Source organism: Streptomyces sp. NPDC021019 (genome assembly GCF_044333295.1).
GTDB lineage: Bacteria > Actinomycetota > Actinomycetes > Streptomycetales > Streptomycetaceae > Streptomyces.
The window spans coordinates 482221-497669 of the sequence record NZ_JBIRQR010000002.1 but is presented as its reverse complement, the minus strand read 5'-3'; the positions used below and the strand labels follow the sequence as shown (position 1 = coordinate 497669).

The 15449-nt window shown below is 70.1% G+C and carries 13 protein-coding genes and 1 pseudogene; 8 read left to right on the top strand and 6 right to left on the bottom strand.

All coding sequences use genetic code 11. The annotated features are described in order from the left end of the window. Window positions 1–46 precede the first annotated feature (46 nt). A complete protein-coding gene (gene glnA, locus ACH4RG_RS13155; protein ID WP_003969536.1) occupies window positions 47–1408 on the top strand; it encodes a type I glutamate--ammonia ligase in 1362 nt (453 codons plus the stop codon). A 77-nt stretch (window positions 1409–1485) separates the two neighbouring features. On the opposite strand, the pseudogene ACH4RG_RS13150 reads toward glnA, so the two are convergent. Beyond that, window positions 1486–2456 (bottom strand): annotated as a pseudogene (locus tag ACH4RG_RS13150) (site-specific integrase). A 132-nt stretch (window positions 2457–2588) separates the two neighbouring features. On the opposite strand from ACH4RG_RS13150, the gene ACH4RG_RS13145 reads away from it, so the two are divergent. The 3 genes from ACH4RG_RS13145 to ACH4RG_RS13135 all read left to right on the top strand — a co-directional run bounded on the left by ACH4RG_RS13145 (window position 2589) and on the right by ACH4RG_RS13135 (window position 4548). Further along, complete coding sequence (locus ACH4RG_RS13145) at window positions 2589–2873, top strand: HAD family hydrolase (protein WP_398539498.1); 285 nt, start codon at window positions 2589–2591, stop codon at window positions 2871–2873. 564 nt (window positions 2874–3437) lie between these two features. Beyond that, a complete protein-coding gene (locus tag ACH4RG_RS13140) occupies window positions 3438–3809 on the top strand; it encodes a hypothetical protein (RefSeq protein WP_397916512.1) in 372 nt (123 codons plus the stop codon). 442 nt (window positions 3810–4251) lie between these two features. Further along, on the top strand, window positions 4252–4548 hold the full coding sequence (locus tag ACH4RG_RS13135; protein ID WP_397916511.1) for a hypothetical protein: 297 nt from the start codon (window positions 4252–4254) through the stop codon (window positions 4546–4548). Between the two features lie 159 nt (window positions 4549–4707). On the opposite strand, the gene ACH4RG_RS13130 is transcribed toward ACH4RG_RS13135, so the two are convergent. Then, window positions 4708–5004: a hypothetical protein gene (locus ACH4RG_RS13130; RefSeq protein WP_397916510.1), complete on the bottom strand. Its 297-nt coding sequence runs from the start codon at window positions 5002–5004 to the stop codon at window positions 4708–4710. A gap of 212 nt (window positions 5005–5216) precedes the next feature. Continuing rightward, window positions 5217–5555, bottom strand: coding sequence for a hypothetical protein (locus ACH4RG_RS13125; RefSeq protein WP_397917217.1), 339 nt, complete (start codon window positions 5553–5555; stop codon window positions 5217–5219). Between the two features lie 160 nt (window positions 5556–5715). Here ACH4RG_RS13125 and ACH4RG_RS13120 point away from each other — a divergent pair, with 160 nt between their 5' ends. Then, entirely contained in the window at window positions 5716–6480 is a 765-nt protein-coding gene (locus ACH4RG_RS13120) for a GntR family transcriptional regulator (protein WP_397930355.1), read from the top strand. A 138-nt stretch (window positions 6481–6618) separates the two neighbouring features. On the opposite strand, the gene ACH4RG_RS13115 is transcribed toward ACH4RG_RS13120, so the two are convergent. Continuing rightward, on the bottom strand, window positions 6619–7230 hold the full coding sequence (locus tag ACH4RG_RS13115) for a TetR family transcriptional regulator (protein ID WP_274345445.1): 612 nt from the start codon (window positions 7228–7230) through the stop codon (window positions 6619–6621). A 214-nt stretch (window positions 7231–7444) separates the two neighbouring features. Between ACH4RG_RS13115 and ACH4RG_RS13110 the strand changes: the two genes are divergently transcribed. The 3 genes from ACH4RG_RS13110 (at window position 7445) to ACH4RG_RS13100 (ending at window position 13141) form a co-directional block, all read left to right on the top strand. After that, window positions 7445–8944, top strand: coding sequence for an MFS transporter (locus tag ACH4RG_RS13110; protein ID WP_397917216.1), 1500 nt, complete (start codon window positions 7445–7447; stop codon window positions 8942–8944). Between the two features lie 255 nt (window positions 8945–9199). Then, a complete protein-coding gene (locus ACH4RG_RS13105) occupies window positions 9200–10057 on the top strand; it encodes a putative protein N(5)-glutamine methyltransferase (protein WP_397916508.1) in 858 nt (285 codons plus the stop codon). A gap of 87 nt (window positions 10058–10144) precedes the next feature. Beyond that, entirely contained in the window at window positions 10145–13141 is a 2997-nt protein-coding gene (locus ACH4RG_RS13100; protein ID WP_398539497.1) for a bifunctional [glutamine synthetase] adenylyltransferase/[glutamine synthetase]-adenylyl-L-tyrosine phosphorylase, read from the top strand. 130 nt (window positions 13142–13271) lie between these two features. Here the strand turns inward: ACH4RG_RS13100 and ACH4RG_RS13095 are convergent, their stop codons facing one another. Together ACH4RG_RS13095 and ACH4RG_RS13090 are read right to left on the bottom strand one after the other, a co-directional pair. Next, window positions 13272–14258: a phosphatase PAP2 family protein gene (locus ACH4RG_RS13095; RefSeq protein WP_398539496.1), complete on the bottom strand. Its 987-nt coding sequence runs from the start codon at window positions 14256–14258 to the stop codon at window positions 13272–13274. A 76-nt stretch (window positions 14259–14334) separates the two neighbouring features. Next, on the bottom strand, window positions 14335–15378 hold the full coding sequence (locus ACH4RG_RS13090; protein ID WP_397930365.1) for a LacI family DNA-binding transcriptional regulator: 1044 nt from the start codon (window positions 15376–15378) through the stop codon (window positions 14335–14337). Window positions 15379–15449 lie beyond the last annotated feature (71 nt).

Here is a 15449-nt window from a genome sequence, read left to right as displayed (position 1 = left end):
CCCCGGGCGGTGGTGCACGGACCGTCTGAACTGCAAGGATGTGGCAATGGACAAGCAGCAGGAATTCGTCCTCAGGACCCTTGAGGAGCGCGACATCCGCTTCGTGCGGCTGTGGTTCACCGACGTCCTCGGGTTCCTCAAGTCCGTCGCCGTGGCTCCGGCCGAGCTGGAGCAGGCGTTCGACGAGGGCATCGGCTTCGACGGCTCGGCGATCGAGGGCTTCGCCCGCGTGTACGAATCGGACATGATCGCCAAGCCGGACCCGGGCACCTTCCAGATCCTGCCCTGGCGCGCGGAGGCCCCCGGCACCGCGCGGATGTTCTGCGACATCCTGATGCCGGACGGCTCCCCGTCCTTCGCGGACCCCCGCTACGTCCTCAAGCGCATCCTCGCCAAGACGTCCGACCTCGGCTTCACGTTCTACACCCACCCCGAGATCGAGTTCTTCCTGCTGAAGAACAAGCCGGTCGACGGCACCCGCCCGACCCCGGCGGACAGCTCGGGCTACTTCGACCACACGCCGCAGAACGTCGGCATGGACTTCCGCCGCCAGGCGATCACCATGCTCGAATCGATGGGCATCTCGGTCGAGTTCAGCCACCACGAGGGCGCCCCCGGCCAGCAGGAGATCGACCTGCGGTACGCGGACGCGCTCTCCACGGCGGACAACATCATGACGTTCCGTCTGGTGATGAAGCAGGTGGCGCTGGAACAGGGCGTGCAGGCCACGTTCATGCCGAAGCCGTTCTCGGAGTACCCGGGTTCGGGCATGCACACCCACCTCTCCCTCTTCGAGGGCGACCGCAACGCCTTCTACGAGTCGGGCGCGGAGTACCAGCTCTCCAAAGTGGGCCGCTCCTTCATCGCGGGCCTGCTGACGCACGCCGCGGAGATCTCGGCCGTCACCAACCAGTGGGTCAACTCCTACAAGCGCATCTGGGGCGGCTCGTCCCGAGCGGCCGGCGCGGGCGGCGAGGCCCCCTCGTACATCTGCTGGGGCCACAACAACCGCTCCGCCCTCATCCGCGTCCCGATGTACAAGCCCGGCAAGACCGGCTCGGCCCGCGTCGAGGTCCGCTCCATCGACTCCGGCGCCAACCCGTACCTCACGTACGCGGTCCTGCTCGCCGCGGGCCTCAAGGGCATCGAGGAGGGTTACGAACTCCCGGCCGGCGCCGACGACGACGTCTGGGCCCTCTCCGACGCCGAGCGCCGCGCGATGGGCATCGAGCCGCTCCCGCAGAACCTGGGCGAGGCGATCTCGCTGATGGAGAAGAGCGAGCTGGTCGCCGAGACACTGGGCGAGCACGTCTTCGACTTCTTCCTCCGCAACAAGAAGCAGGAGTGGGAGGAGTACCGCAGTGAGGTCACGGCCTTCGAGCTGAAGAACTTGTTGCCGGTGCTGTAGCCGCAGATCAGCGGCTTAGAGAGCACAAAGCGGGCGGGTCTCCCGGTTCAACCGAAGCGACCCGCCCGCAGTCATGATCAGCTCTGGGCCGTCCAGGGGCCGTGAGGCCCGGACGAGCGGCTCAAGTACAGCTTGTCCATGGCGATGCGGGCCCGTCCCTCGCTGCTCGGAAGCAGGTGGGTGTAGGTCCGCAGGGTGAACCCGGGACCGGTGTGCCCGAGGTACGTACCGAGCGCCTTGGTGCTCTCTCCGGTCGTCCAGGAGCACGGAGGCGTAGAAGTACCGCAGTGCGTGCATTCCGTGCTCTCGCGCGGCCGTATGGCGCTTGCCCGGTTCGGCCGGCGGGATGACGTCGGCCGCGACGAGAGCGGGGTTCCACAGCCGAGTGTTGAAGTCGGTACGCCGTACCGCGGCCTTCCCGTCCGGCCGGATGAAGAGAAGACGCTTCGTGACCGGTTTCCCGTCCGGGCGTGCCCACGGCAGAGTCACGGCCACGGTGGAAAAGTCGGCCAGATGCTTCTTCAAAGCGTCGGCCACAGTTCTTGCGCATGTACTCGTCGTCCACAGCGGCGTTCAGGATCGCTGAGACGCTGGAGAAGATGACGCGCCGGTATGACATAGCCGGGATAGCCCGCTCCAGCTCGGCTAGCCAATCTCGGATGTGCTCCGGCTTGAACGAGCCGAGAGGGCGCGAGCCGAGGTAAGGCAGTGCGTGCAGCCGGACCTGAGAGATCACCGATTCCCGAGACGTCGGGTCTGAGCTCTGCGCCTGGAGCCAGCGTTCGGCGTACTCCCGGAAGGTGGTCTGCGCCAACTTCGGGTCGACGTACTGCCCGCTGTCCATGTCGGCAGCGGTCTTGGTCAACCAGGCTTCCGCCTTGCGCTTCTGCTTATCGGGAAAGCTCTTGGACTTCTCAGCGCCGTCCGGACCGACGTAGCGGGCGCGGTACCGCAGACCGATGCCGTAGCGGTCGGTCTTGGCGCGTACGGGCTCGCCGGTGGGGCCGGGCTCGGTCCTGTACCAGCGGTCTTGGATGTGTCCGGCTATCAGGCAGCCCCTTCCAGCAGGGAGGCGACCCAGGTGCGTACGTCTACGGGGTCGTAGCGGAAGTTTCGGCCGACGCGGAAGCCGCCGGAGGCCGTCAGGGCATTCCTTGATCGACATGGGTTGTCGGAACGCGTGCTCACAGTCGTTGGAAGGCCCGAAGGGCATCCGGAGCTGATGAAGCCGAACTCTCACTCGCTGATCGCAGCGGCTGAACGTTTGGACGTCGACGTCTCCTTGTGCGCCTTGATCGGCGACTCACTGACAGACATCCAGGCCGCCCACACGATCGGTGGTGCAGCCATCGGCTTCGCCGACAAACCGCACAAGCACCGACTCTTCGTCGAGGCAGGAGCCGAAGCGGTTACCGACTCCATGCAAGCCATTGCCCAGGCGATCAGCCCCCTGCCGGGCACCTGACTGCTCACGTCGCCCGGAGTTGTCACGGGTTTCTCTACTTCATCAAGGCACCCGGCTGCGCTCCGCTCCGCCGGGCGCGCGTCCCGGCTCTGGCTGCGCCCGCGCTCCTGCCTTCGGCCCGCTTGGCGCTGCCGCCGCCGACGCGCGCCCGCAGTGGATAGGCCCGTGGGGCATGAGACGAGAACCAAGCCCGCGTCTTCACGACGATGCCTCCGGCGGGGGCGCTCAGACTCCGGGATGGACGGGGCACCGTTCGCGAGTGTCGGCCGGAGCGGGGCGAGCGTTGTGGGGGTTCCATCCCGTCCACCTTCGACCCAGGCAGAGCCGAGCGGTCGTGGTTCAGGGCGTCAAGGTCGTTCGTACAGTGGCGCGCTCCACCTTGACGCCCTGAACCACGACCGCTCCACGGAGTGTGGGTCGAAGGCGGACGGGATGGGAGCCGGGGCGAGTGGTGGGTTGAGGCGGGATTTGGCCAGTGCGGTACGCTCCATCGCAACTTTGAGCAGATAGGCAAAAACCGTTCGGGCGGATTTCCCTGGGCGAGAGCGAGTAAAGGGAGAAGTCATGCTGACAAGGACACTGCCCCCTGAGCAGTGGTGGATAGGCGCCGTCATCTCCGGCGTTGCCTTAATGATAGCCGTACACCCCATAGCGACCACCGTGAAAAAGAAGCTGCTCCTGCCCCTGATACCCCTTGCCGGCGGCGCCTTCCTCTTTATTGATACAGCGGGAGACGAAAGTGCTTATCCAGTGGTCTGGTTCACGGTCATCATGCTCACCTTTGTGGTGCTGAGGATCATTTTTGCGCAGTATCTCAGCCGTCAGTTTGCCCTGGTGCAGTCTGGACAGCAGATGCAACCACTGACGGGTCGGCAGGGCGCGGTTTTCTGGTGCGCCTTCTTGGTCATCATAGTTGCCCTGTTTATCGTCATCTGAATTCACCACGACCGGAGAGACCGATGCCTGCCCCTGGCGGTATGGGGAGGCGTTGGCGTAGTCCGTCTGCTGCCAGGGCGTGTCGACGGGGAGCGGTTTGTTGTATTCGCACTCTTCGGTGTAAGTGTCTTCGCGGCTCTCCTGAACGCTCGCACCGGACATCCACCGCGGTACGACAGGGAGCTACGGCAACCTGTCCGACCGCGGCCGACCTTTCTCGCCCGCGAGAGGCCGTTCAACCAGGCCCGGCGATCCGCAGTGACCAGCCCGCCTGTAGTTCGTATCGAGGGGCAGCCTGACATCCACAGCTGACATCAACGACGTCGGGACGCGGACCGTCGGCCTCGACGCGCTCTGCTGATGCCGGGGCGGCCCGCGCTCTGCCTGTCCATCGGCCGGGATTCTGGTCCCGAGGTCGCGTGCGGGCGCTACAGTCCGTGTCGTGGACATACCCGACTGGTTCCTCTGGGCCGTTCTCGGCTTTGCCGTCTTGCAGACGGCCTCTCTTGTCCGGATTATTCGCCGGTTGCGCGAATCCGACCGCGCCGTGCGCTCCATGGCGCGTCTCGAACTGCTGGACGCCGTCAGCACGTTGATGCTCGTGACCGGCCTGGTGCTGAGTCTCGCAGTGGCGGCGTCCTGGTTCTGGCTCCTCCTCGCCGGCTTTGCCCTCATGATCGTCGTCTACGCCGTGAGGGGCCTCGAACTCCTCCGCGCCCGCCGCCGCACTGTGGCCTGACTCCTGGTAATGCTCGAGGGGATGACCTTTTGCGTCCGAACCCTTTGGCGACCCACCACAGGATCGGCCGGCCCGGGGTGCAAGCGAGCCTGTGGTGGGCGGTAGCGGGCCAGATCTTCGGCATCCGGGGCGGGCGCGGGCCAGGCGTGGCCGGAAGGGTTAAACCGGCGGTGTACCCGGTGGTGATGGCGCCGGTGGCGGGTTGGGCAGCGGAGGGCCCTGGTCGGGTGGGGTCTTCGGGGGGCCGCTGCCGTGTTTGCCGTCGTTCAGGACCTTTCGGGGCGTCAGGCCGTAGATGCCGAACGGCGGGAAGAGGTCGACGCGACGTGGGTAGTCGCCCTCCGCGCACTGCTCGCAGAGCAGGTCGCGGCCGGTGGGGGTGTGGCGGGCGGCCGTGACCGGGGCGTTCCAGCATGCCTCGCAGTCGAGGACGTCCGTCGTGGAGCGGGTGATCATCCTGGCCTCCCGGGTGGTGCCGGTAATGCCTGGTGGGTCCTGCGCATCAGGTGCCTCCGTCTCTGGTGCGGGGGTGGCGGCGACCCGGCCCGACCGTTGTTCTGCCGAGGAGTGGACGGCCGGGGCCGGGTCGGATCAAGGGGTTCGGCCGGCCGCGCGCCGTCGGTTCGTCGCGGCCGGGGCCCGTTCCCGCCGGCGCTCCGCTCCGCGTCTCATCGGCGGGTCTCCCGCCAGACGCGGACGAGCTTCGTCGCGTCGGGGCAGATCGTGCCGGTCCGGCACGCGGTACAGGTCATGGTGTGGCCGAGCAGGGCGCGGTACGCCGTGTCCGGGGATTCGGTCGTGGTCACGTTCGCCTCTCTGCTGATCTCGGCCCATACGTACTCGGCGGTGCGGCTGAGCGTGTGGCCGTAGCGGTCCGCCGTGGCCAGGGCGGCCAGGACGGCCGAGTGTGCGGTGGCGCTCAACTCGGAGGGGAGATCGGCCTCGACGCGGAAGGTGTCCAGGCCGGCGGTGAGGCGCGGTTCGGTGCCCGTGGCGGCGACGAGCATGCCGGTCAGCGCCGCGACCCGCGCTTGTGCAGAGCGCACACTTCTCCCCTGATGAACCGAATGTCACTCCATGTAATGCTGAGTATTCAGCTTCAACCTGATGGGTTAGCTTTGTCAACAGCGACGCCCATATCGACGCCGAACACACGGAGCTGCTCAAATGCCACGTGATACGCCGTACTTGCAGGTGGCGGATGCTCTGCGGGCTCGTGTCCGGGCCGGTGAATGGGCGGTGGGGGACAAGCTGCCGTCCCGGGCCCGGTTCGCCGAGGAGTACGGCGTCGGTCAGTCCGTGGCACAGCGGGCCATGGAGCGCCTGATCATCGAGGGCATCCTCGAAGGTCGCGCCGGCTCCGGCACCTACGTCCGCCGGGCCCGCGAGCGCCGGCGCATGGTCCGCTCACGCCACCGCGAGCAGCGCGGCAACAGTCCCTTCGCCTCGGACATGAGCGAGCTCGACCACGAGGCCGACTGGGAGTGCACCAGCACGGCCCGCGTTCCCGCGCCGGAGGACATCGCCGAACGGCTGGCGATCGAGCCCGGCGACCTCTGCGTCGTGACCGACTACGAGTTCCTCGCCGACGGCCTGCCCGTACAGCTCGCCAAGAGCTGGGAGCCGATGGCCATCACCGACGGCACTCCGATCCTGCTCCCCGAGATGGGCCCGCACGGCAAGATCGGCGTTGTGGAGCGGATGCGGTCCATCGGCGTGAACATCGCCACCGGCATCGAGCTTCCCCGTCCGGCCCGCGCGACGCGGGAACAGGCGAATCTGCTCGGAATCTCCCTCGGTGACCTGGTCATCGAGGTGGAGCGCACGTACTTCGACCGCGAGGGGCGCCCCGTGGAGACGGCCGACATCATCGTGCCGGACATCCGCTGGGAGATCGCCTACGAGATCCGCGTCGACCAGCCGGACTCCTGAGCCGGGGGTGGAGGGTTGGGCTCCCGGTGGAGTCCCGTGCGGCGCGCCGACGGGTCGCCGGGGGGCGCCGACGGGTCGCCGGGGGGCGCTGACGTGTGAGTCTTGAGCGGGGAGGCCACGTGGGCCGGCTCGCCCCCCTCACGCGAACCCCCGCCCCATCTCGTCCAGGATCTCGTCGATCACCGCCGCCGGCTCGCGGGCCAGGTCCTCCTCGATCCACATGCGCATCGCGATCCGGAGCGAGGAGAGGAAGCCCGCCGCCAGGACGATCGGGCGGACCGGGGCCGAGGCCGGGCCGGGGCGGGCGGCCACCGCTTCGGCCAGGTCGCGTTCCAGGGTGGCGTGGTTGGCCAACTGGCGCGCCAGCAGCGAGGGGTGGCGCATCGCCAGCCGTGTGCGCACCGCCCACTCGCGCTCCGGGGGCGCCACGCGTTCCGCGAACTGGGCCACCGCCGCGCGCAGGGCCGGCCAGGCGGGTTCGTCGGCGGGGCGGCCCCTCACCGTACGGACCAGGGCCCTGATCTGCTGTTCCTCGCCGTAGAGGAGGGCGTCCTCCTTGTTGGTGAAGTAGTTGGAGAACGTCCTGCGGGAGATCCCGGCCGCGTCCGCCACCGCCTCGACCGTCACCTGGTCGAAGCCGTGCTCCACCGTCAGGCGCAGGGTCGCCTCGTGCACGGCCTGTCGGGTGGCTTCCTTCTTGCGTTCCCGGAGCCCGGGTCCCGGCCCCGGTCCCGCAGTGCTGCTGTCCATGGGGGCATTATCCCCCGGGCGGAGAATTGTTGCGCAGTGGGCAAAATTGCCCAGAGTGCATGTATGGTGAAGTCTTCTCCCTCCCGTACGCCCTTCCTGCGCAGCCGTCCGGCGCGGACGCCCGTACGGGCCTCTCGTACGAACCTTTCGGAGGTTGCGCGTGAGCGCAGCAGACACCGCCACCGCCCCGGCCGGGGCCCCCGCCGCCGCACCCATGGACCACCGGCACGTCCTGCGGGCCCTGAGCGGACTGCTCATCGTGCTGTTCGTGGCGATGATCAGCAGCACCGTGGTCTCGGTCGCGCTCCCGCAGATCATCGGGTCCCTCGACGGCACGCAGTCGCAGTACACCTGGGTCGTCACCGCGACCCTGCTCGCCTCCACGGCCTCCACCCCGGTCTGGGGCAAGCTCGCCGACCTGTTCAGCAAGAAGCTGCTGCTCCAGATAGCCATCGGGCTCTTCGTCGTCTCCTCCGTCGCCTGCGGATTCGCCCAGTCCACCGAGCAGTTGATCGCCTTCCGCGCCGTACAGGGGCTCGGCATGGGCGCGCTCCAGGTGCTCGTCCAAGTGATCATCGCCGCGATGATCAGCCCGAAGGAGCGCGGCCGCTACAACGGTTACCTCGGTGGTGTCATGGCCGTCGCCACCGTCGGCGGGCCGCTGCTCGGCGGGTTCATCACCGACGCCTCCTGGCTCGGCTGGCGCTGGTGCTTCTTCGTCGCCGTGCCCTTCACACTGGTCGCCTCCGTGATCCTCGCCCGCACCCTGCACCTGGCCGAGGTCCGCAAGACCGACACCAAGGTCGACTACCTCGGCGCGTCGCTGATCGCCGCCGGGGTCAGCCTCCTGCTCCTCTGGGTCACCTTCGTCGGCACCGACTTCGACTGGATCTCCTGGCAGAGCGGCCTCATGGTCGGCGGGAGCGTACTCATCCTCGGTGCGGCCGTTCTCGTCGAGACCCGGGTCAAGGAGCCCGTCGTCCCGATGCACGTCGTCCGCCGCCGGGACCCCGCCCTCGCCATCGTCGCCAGCCTCGCCGTCGGCATGGCCATGTTCGGCGGCGCGGTCTTCCTCGGCCAGTACTTCCAGATCGGCCGGGGCTACTCACCCACCGAGGCCGGACTGCTCACCATCCCGCTGATGGCCGGCGTACTCGTCTCCTCGACCGTCGCCGGGCGCCTCGTGTCGAAGACCGGCAAGGTCAAGCCGTTCATCGTCGCGGGTGTGATCGTGCTCGCCCTCGGCTTCCTCGGGCTGTCCTTCATCGACCACCGGACCTCGCTCGTCCTGGTGTCGCTGGGGATGCTGGGCGTGGGCGTCGGGGTCGGCCTGTCGATGCAGAACCTGGTGCTCGTCCTCCAGAACACCGTCCCGCTCAGCGAGATCGGCGCGGCCAGCGGGGCGATCACCTTCTTCCGCTCCCTCGGCGGCACCATGGGCGTCTCGGTGCTCGGTGCGGTCCTCGCCCACCAGGTCGCGACCAGGATCACCGACGGACTGACGAGCCTCGGCGTCGACCCGGCCGCGTCCGGCTCCAGCGGCTCCACCCTCGACGTCGCCGCCATGCCGCCCCCGGTCCAGGACATCGTGCGGGCCGCGTACGGGGAGGCCACCGGCCACATCTTCCTCATCTCGGCCGGAATCGCCGTGATCGGTGTGATCGCCTCCCTGTTCCTGACGCCCACCAAGCTGCGGGACAGCGTCGATCTGTAGCCGGCGCGGATCCGGGGATGCGGTCCGGCAGCCCGTTCTCGCGCCCGTACGGGGGCGGGAGCGGGCTGTTGTACTGTTACCACCCCCGTACGCCACGGGGATCGACGAGTTCGACCGAGGAGGTGAGACCCATTACCGCTGGATCAGGCTGGGTGCTCACCCCGCGCGATCGCGTCGTACGACCGGCAGCAGCCGACCGGACGGCATAAGTCGATCGCGGAGCGCCCATCGGTTTTCCCGAAAGGCTTCGCTCGTATGCCGGTTCACCCGTTGAGCCACCTCCCCTCCACCGTCCTCGCCCTCCGCCGCGCCGGCTGCGTCTTCGCCGAGGAAGAGGCCCGTCTCCTCCACGAGGCCGCCGCGTCCGTCGACGAACTGTCCTCCCTCGTCGAGCGCCGAGCCGCCGGGCTGCCGCTCGAACACGTCCTGGGCTGGGCGGATTTCCGCGGCCGCCGCTTCGTCGTGGACGCGGGCGTCTTCGTGCCCCGTCGCCGTACGGAGTTCCTCGTCGCGCAGGCCGCCGCCCTCGCACCCGGCCGGGCCGTCGTCGTCGACCTCTGCTGCGGCTCCGGCGCGCTCGGCGCCGCCCTCGCCTCCGCTTCGGACACGGCCGAACTGCACGCCTGCGACGTCGAACCCGCCGCCGTGCGCTGCGCCCGGCGCAACATCGGCGACCTGGGGCACGTCTACGAGGGCGACCTGTTCGCCCCGCTTCCCGTCACGCTGCGCGGCCGGGTCGACGTGCTGCTCGCCAACGTCCCCTACGTCCCCAGCGACGACGTCGAGCTGCTGCCCGCCGAGGCCCGCGTCCATGAACCCCGCGTCGCCCTCGACGGGGGCGGCGACGGGCTCGACGTCATGCGCCGGGTCGCCGCCGAAGCACCCCGGTGGCTCGCGCCCGGCGGCAGCCTGCTCGTGGAGGCGAGCGAGCGGCAACGGGACACGGCGGGCGACATCCTGCGCGCCGCCGGGCTGAGCCCCCGGGTCCTGGTATCCGAGGAGTTGTACGCCACCGTCCTCGTCGGGACGGTCCCCGCCGGGGCCGCGGAGCAGTCGGGGATTCCTCCGTGGGGGGACCCCGCCGCCGCCCCGAACGGACCCGCACAGGACTAGGCTCGAAGCGCTGTGACGCGGCGACGTGGCCGCGCCGCCGCGACACCACGCTACGCAGTTCGGGTTCGGCTGGCAGGAGAGCACGGGATGACGACCGCGCCGGGGCGCAGAAGCAGTACGTTCACCAGGCTGCTGCGGCACGGATTCACCGACCCGTCCGCCGCGGACCAGCTACTCGGCCTGGACGCGCTGGCCTCCGTACGGTCCGACCCCGTCCTCCTGGAGGCGCTCGGGGCCACCGCCGACCCGGACCTGGCCCTGCGCGGCCTGGTCCGGATCGCCGAGGCCGAGACGGAGAGCGAGCGGCAGGTGCTGCTCGGCACCCTCGTCACCGCCAAGCCCCTGCGCGACCGGCTCCTCGGGGTCCTCGGCGCCTCGGAGGCGCTCGGCGACCACCTGGCCCGGCACCCGCGGGACTGGCAGGCACTCGTCACCTACGAGGCGGTCGACCTGAACCCCGGGGTCGCCGAGTTCGAGCGCGGGCTCGCCGACGCCCGCGACCCGGACTCGCTGCGGGTCGCCTACCGCCGGTGTCTGCTCACCCTCGCCGCCCGGGACGTGTGCGGGACGACCGACCTGGCGCAGACCGCCGCCGAACTGGCCGACCTCGCCACCGCCACCCTGAGCGCCGCTCTCGCCATCGCCCGCACGGCCGCACCCGAGGACGCGGCCCGGTGCCGGCTCGCCGTCGTCGCGATGGGCAAGTGCGGCGGGCGTGAGCTGAACTACGTCTCCGACGTCGACGTGATCTTCGTCGGAGAGGCGCACGACGGGGCCGACGAGACCGAGGCCATGCAGGCCGCCACCCGGCTGGCCGCCCACATGATGAGGATCTGCTCCGAGACCACCGCCGAGGGCACCATCTGGGAGGTCGACGCCAACCTCCGCCCCGAGGGCCGCAACGGGCCACTCGTGCGCACCCTCAGCTCCCACCTCGCCTACTACCAGCGCTGGGCCAAGACCTGGGAGTTCCAGGCCCTGCTGAAGGCCCGCGCGGTGGCCGGCGACCCCGGGCTGGGCGCGGCGTACGTCGAGGCGGTGTCGCCGCTCGTCTGGGGGGCCGCCGACCGGGACAACTTCGTCCCCGACGTGCAGAAGATGCGCCGCCGTGTCGTCGACAACATCCCCGCCGACCGGATCGAACGGGAGCTGAAGCTCGGCCCCGGGGGACTGCGCGACGTCGAGTTCGCGGTGCAGCTCCTCCAGCTGGTGCACGGGCGCAGCGACGCCTCCCTGCGCAGCGGCTCCACCCTCGAGGCGCTGCGGGCGCTCGCCGAGGGCGGGTACGTGGGGCGTGCGGACGCCGCCCAGCTCGACGAGGCGTACCGCTTCCTGCGCTCCATGGAGCACCGCATCCAGCTCTACCGGCTGCGCCGCACCCACCTCGTCCCCGACGACGAGGCGGATCTGCGGCGGCTCGGCCGGTCGCTCGGGATGCGTACCGATCCGGTGACCGAGCTGAACAAGGCCTGGAAGCGGCACGCCTCCGTCGTACGGCGGCTGCACGAGAAGATCTTCTACCGCCCGCTGCTGGACGCCGTCGCCCAGCTGGCCCCCGCCGAGTCCCGGCTCAGCGCGAAGGCCGCCGCGATCCGCCTGGAGGCCCTCGGGTACGCCGACCCGGCGGCCGCCCTGCGGCACCTGGAGGCCCTCTCCTCGGGGGTCTCCCGCAAGGCAGCCATTCAACGCACCCTCCTGCCGGTGCTGCTCGGCTGGTTCGCGGACTCCGCCGACCCGGACGCCGGGCTCCTCGGCTTTCGCAAGGTGTCCGACGCGCTCGGCAAGACACCGTGGTACCTGCGGCTCCTGCGCGACGAGGGCGCCGCCGCGGAGAACCTCGCCCGGGTCCTCTCCGCCGGCCGCCTCGCCCCGGACCTGCTGATGCGGGCGCCGGAAGCGGTGGCGATCCTCGGCGATCCGGAGGGGCTCACGCCCCGCACCCGGGCCCACCTGGAGCAGGAGGTGCTGGCCGCGGTGGGGCGTGCCGGGGACGCGGAGTCGGCCGTCGCGGTGGTGCGGGGCGTGCGCCGCCGCGAGCTGTTCCGCACGACGGCCGCCGATCTCATCGGCTCGTACGGCACCGAGGACAACCCCGCCGAGCAGGATCACGGGGCCCTCGTCGACCGTGTCGGCTCGGCCGTGAGCGACCTCAACGCCGTCACCGTCGCGGGCGCGCTGCGGGCCGCCGTCCGCGCGCAGTGGGGCGACACCCTGCCGACCCGGTTCGCCGTCATCGGCATGGGCCGCTTCGGCGGGCACGAGCTGAGTTACGGCTCCGACGCCGACGTCCTCTTCGTCCACCGGCCGCGCGAGGGTGTGAGCGACGAGGAGGCGGCCCGGGCCGCCAACACGGTCATCGGAGAGATGCGGCGGCTGCTTCAGCTGCCGACCGCCGATCCGCCGCTGCTGATCGACGCCGACCTGCGCCCGGAGGGCAAGAGCGGGCCACTGGTCCGCACGCTGAAGTCGTACGAGGCCTACTACCGGCGCTGGTCGCTGGCCTGGGAGAGCCAGGCGCTGCTGCGGGCCGAGCCGGTGGCGGGCGACGAGGAGCTGGGGCGCGACTTCATCGAGCTGGTCGATCCGCTGCGGTATCCGGTGGAAGGGCTCGGCGAGGACGCCGTACGGGAGATCCGCAGGCTCAAGGCGCGGATGGAGTCCGAGCGGATGCCGCGCGGCGCGGACCCCACGCTCCACCTGAAGCTGGGGCGGGGCGGGCTGAGCGACGTCGAGTGGACCGTGCAGCTGATGCAGATGCAGCACGGGTGGGCGGAGCCGGGGCTGCGCACGACGCGTACGCGTGAGGCGCTGGCCGCCGCGTGTGCGGCGGAGCTGATTCCGGCGGAGGACGCGCAGACGCTGGACGAGGCGTGGGTCCTGGCGACGCGGGTCCGCAACGCGGTGATGCTGGTGCGGGGGCGACCGGGTGACACGTTTCCGTCCGACCCGCGGGAGATGGCGGCGGTCGGGCGGTATTTGGGGTACGAGCCGGGGCATGTCGGGGACATGTTGGACGACTACCGGCGGATCACGCGGCGGGCGCGGGCGGTGGTGGAGGAGCGGTTCTACGGGGCGGCGTCCTGAGGGCGTGCTCCCGGGGCTCGGCCCCGGGGCCCCCTCGGGGCTCCGCCCCGGGCCCCGCTCCTCAAGCGCCGGAGGGGCTGGGAAGGACGTCCCCAAGCGCCGGACGGGCTTGCAAGGATCTGGTCCGGCGCTACGGCCTCCGCGAGCCCGCCGTCTGCGGTGCCGGCTCCGGCTCCGGCTCCGATGCCGGGCGGGGGAGTCTGGTCCGCAGGGCGGTCAGGCGGCTCTTGCCGGCTGGTACCGGTACCCACTTCGGCAGCCGGTGCGGCAGTGAGCCGTACCAGACGCGGGAGACCGCGTAGCCGAACCCGAGGCAGGCCATGCCGCCCACCGCGTCCAGCCAGAAGTGGTTGGCCGTGGCCACGATGACGACCAGGGTGAGCGTCGGGTAGAGCAGGCCCAGGATGCGGGCCCAGGGCGCCGAGGCCAGGGCGAAGATCGTCAGGCCGCACCAGAGCGACCAGCCGATGTGCATCGACGGCATCGCCGCGTACTGGTTCGACATGTTCTTGAAGTTGCCCGAGGCCATCGAGCCCCACGTCTCGTGGAGGAGCACGGTGTCGATGAAGTTCGCGCCGTTCATCAGACGGGGTGGCGCCAGCGGGTAGAGGTAGTAACCGAGCAGGGCCACGCCCGTCGTCGCGAAGAGGACCAGCCGCGTCGCCGCGTAACGGCCCGGGTGGCGGCGGAACAGCCAGACGAGGACGCCGATGGTCACGACGAAATGCAGTGTCGCGTAGTAGTAGTTCATCGACACGATCAGCCATGTCACGGAATTGACCGCGTGATTGACCGTTTCCTCGAAGGCGAGGCCCAGGGACTTCTCCGCCGACCAGATCCAGTCCGCGTTGCGCAGCGCCTGGGCCTTCTGCTCCGGAACCGCGTTGCGCACGAGTGAGTACAGCCAGTAACTGACCGCGATGAGCAGGATCTCGAACCAGAGCCGGGGGCGGCGGGGCATCCGCAGGGAGCCCAGGCGGACGGAGAGCCGGCCGGTTTTCCCGGACGCCGCAGGGAGGTGGGAAGAGGTGGCGGCTTCCGGGGCCGCCTGGGCCGCGATGGGTGAAGGATCGGCCGTTGACCGGCCTTCGTGCGTGGTCACCTGTGTTTCACCCATAGGCAGAGAGTCTTCCATAGTGATTCCCCTGCCCCCGATCATCCTCCGGTCGGGTTCCGGTCGCACATTCTGCTCCTCAAGGACGAGAGGGCGACCCTGAGCCGCCTGCGGGGCCCGAGGCCGTCGAGCCGCGAACCACCAGCTCAGGCATGAAGACGAACTCGCTGTGCGGTGCGGGGGTTCCGCCGATCTCCTCCAGGAGCGTGCGGACGGCTGCCTGGCCCATCGCCGTCACCGGCTGCCGGATCGTCGTCAGCGGCGGGTCCGTGAACGCTATGAGCGGCGAGTCGTCGTAGCCCACCACCGAGAGATCGCGCGGCACATCCTTCGAGAGCCGGCGGGCCGCCCGGATCGCCCCGAGCGCCATCATGTCGCTCGCGCACACGACCGCCGTGCAGCCGCGTTCCATCAGGGCGGAGGCGGCGGCCTGGCCGCCCTCCAGCGTGTACAGGGAGTGCTGGATGAACTCCTCCACCTCGTCCGGTGCGAGGTCGAGCTGCTCCCGCATCGTCGCGTGGAAGCCCTCGATCTTGCGGAGCACCGGCACGAACCGCTTGGGGCCGACCGCCAGGCCGATACGGGTGTGGCCCAGGGCCACCAGATGCGTCACCGCGAGGCGCATCGCCGCCCGGTCGTCCGGGGAGATGAACGGCGCCTGCACCTTGGCGGAGAAGCCGTTCACCAGGACGAACGGGACGCCTTGGCCGCGCAGTTGCTCGTAGCGCTGCATATCGGCCGAGGTGTCCGCGTGCAGCCCGGAGACGAAGATGATGCCGGAAACACCCCGGTCCACCAGCATTTCGGTGAGTTCGTCCTCGGTGGAGCCGCCGGGCGTCTGGGTCGCCAGCACCGGGGTGTAGCCCTGCCGGGTCAGCGCCTGGCCGATGACCTGCGCCAGCGCGGGGAAGATCGGGTTCTCCAGCTCCGGGGTGATCAGGCCGACCAGCCCCGCGCTGCGCCTGCGCAGCCGCACCGGGCGTTCGTACCCCAGCACGTCGAGCGCCGCGAGGACGGATTCGCGGGTGGTCGCCGCGACTCCGGGCTTGCCGTTCAGGACCCGGCTGACCGTTGCTTCGCTGACCCCCGCCTGAGTTGCGATATCGGCAAGCCGTGCGGTCATGGGATGGGACTGTACCGGGCCCGTGTCGGATTGCCCACCGTGTGCGGGGCGGCGCGGGGGAGGGTGCCGGA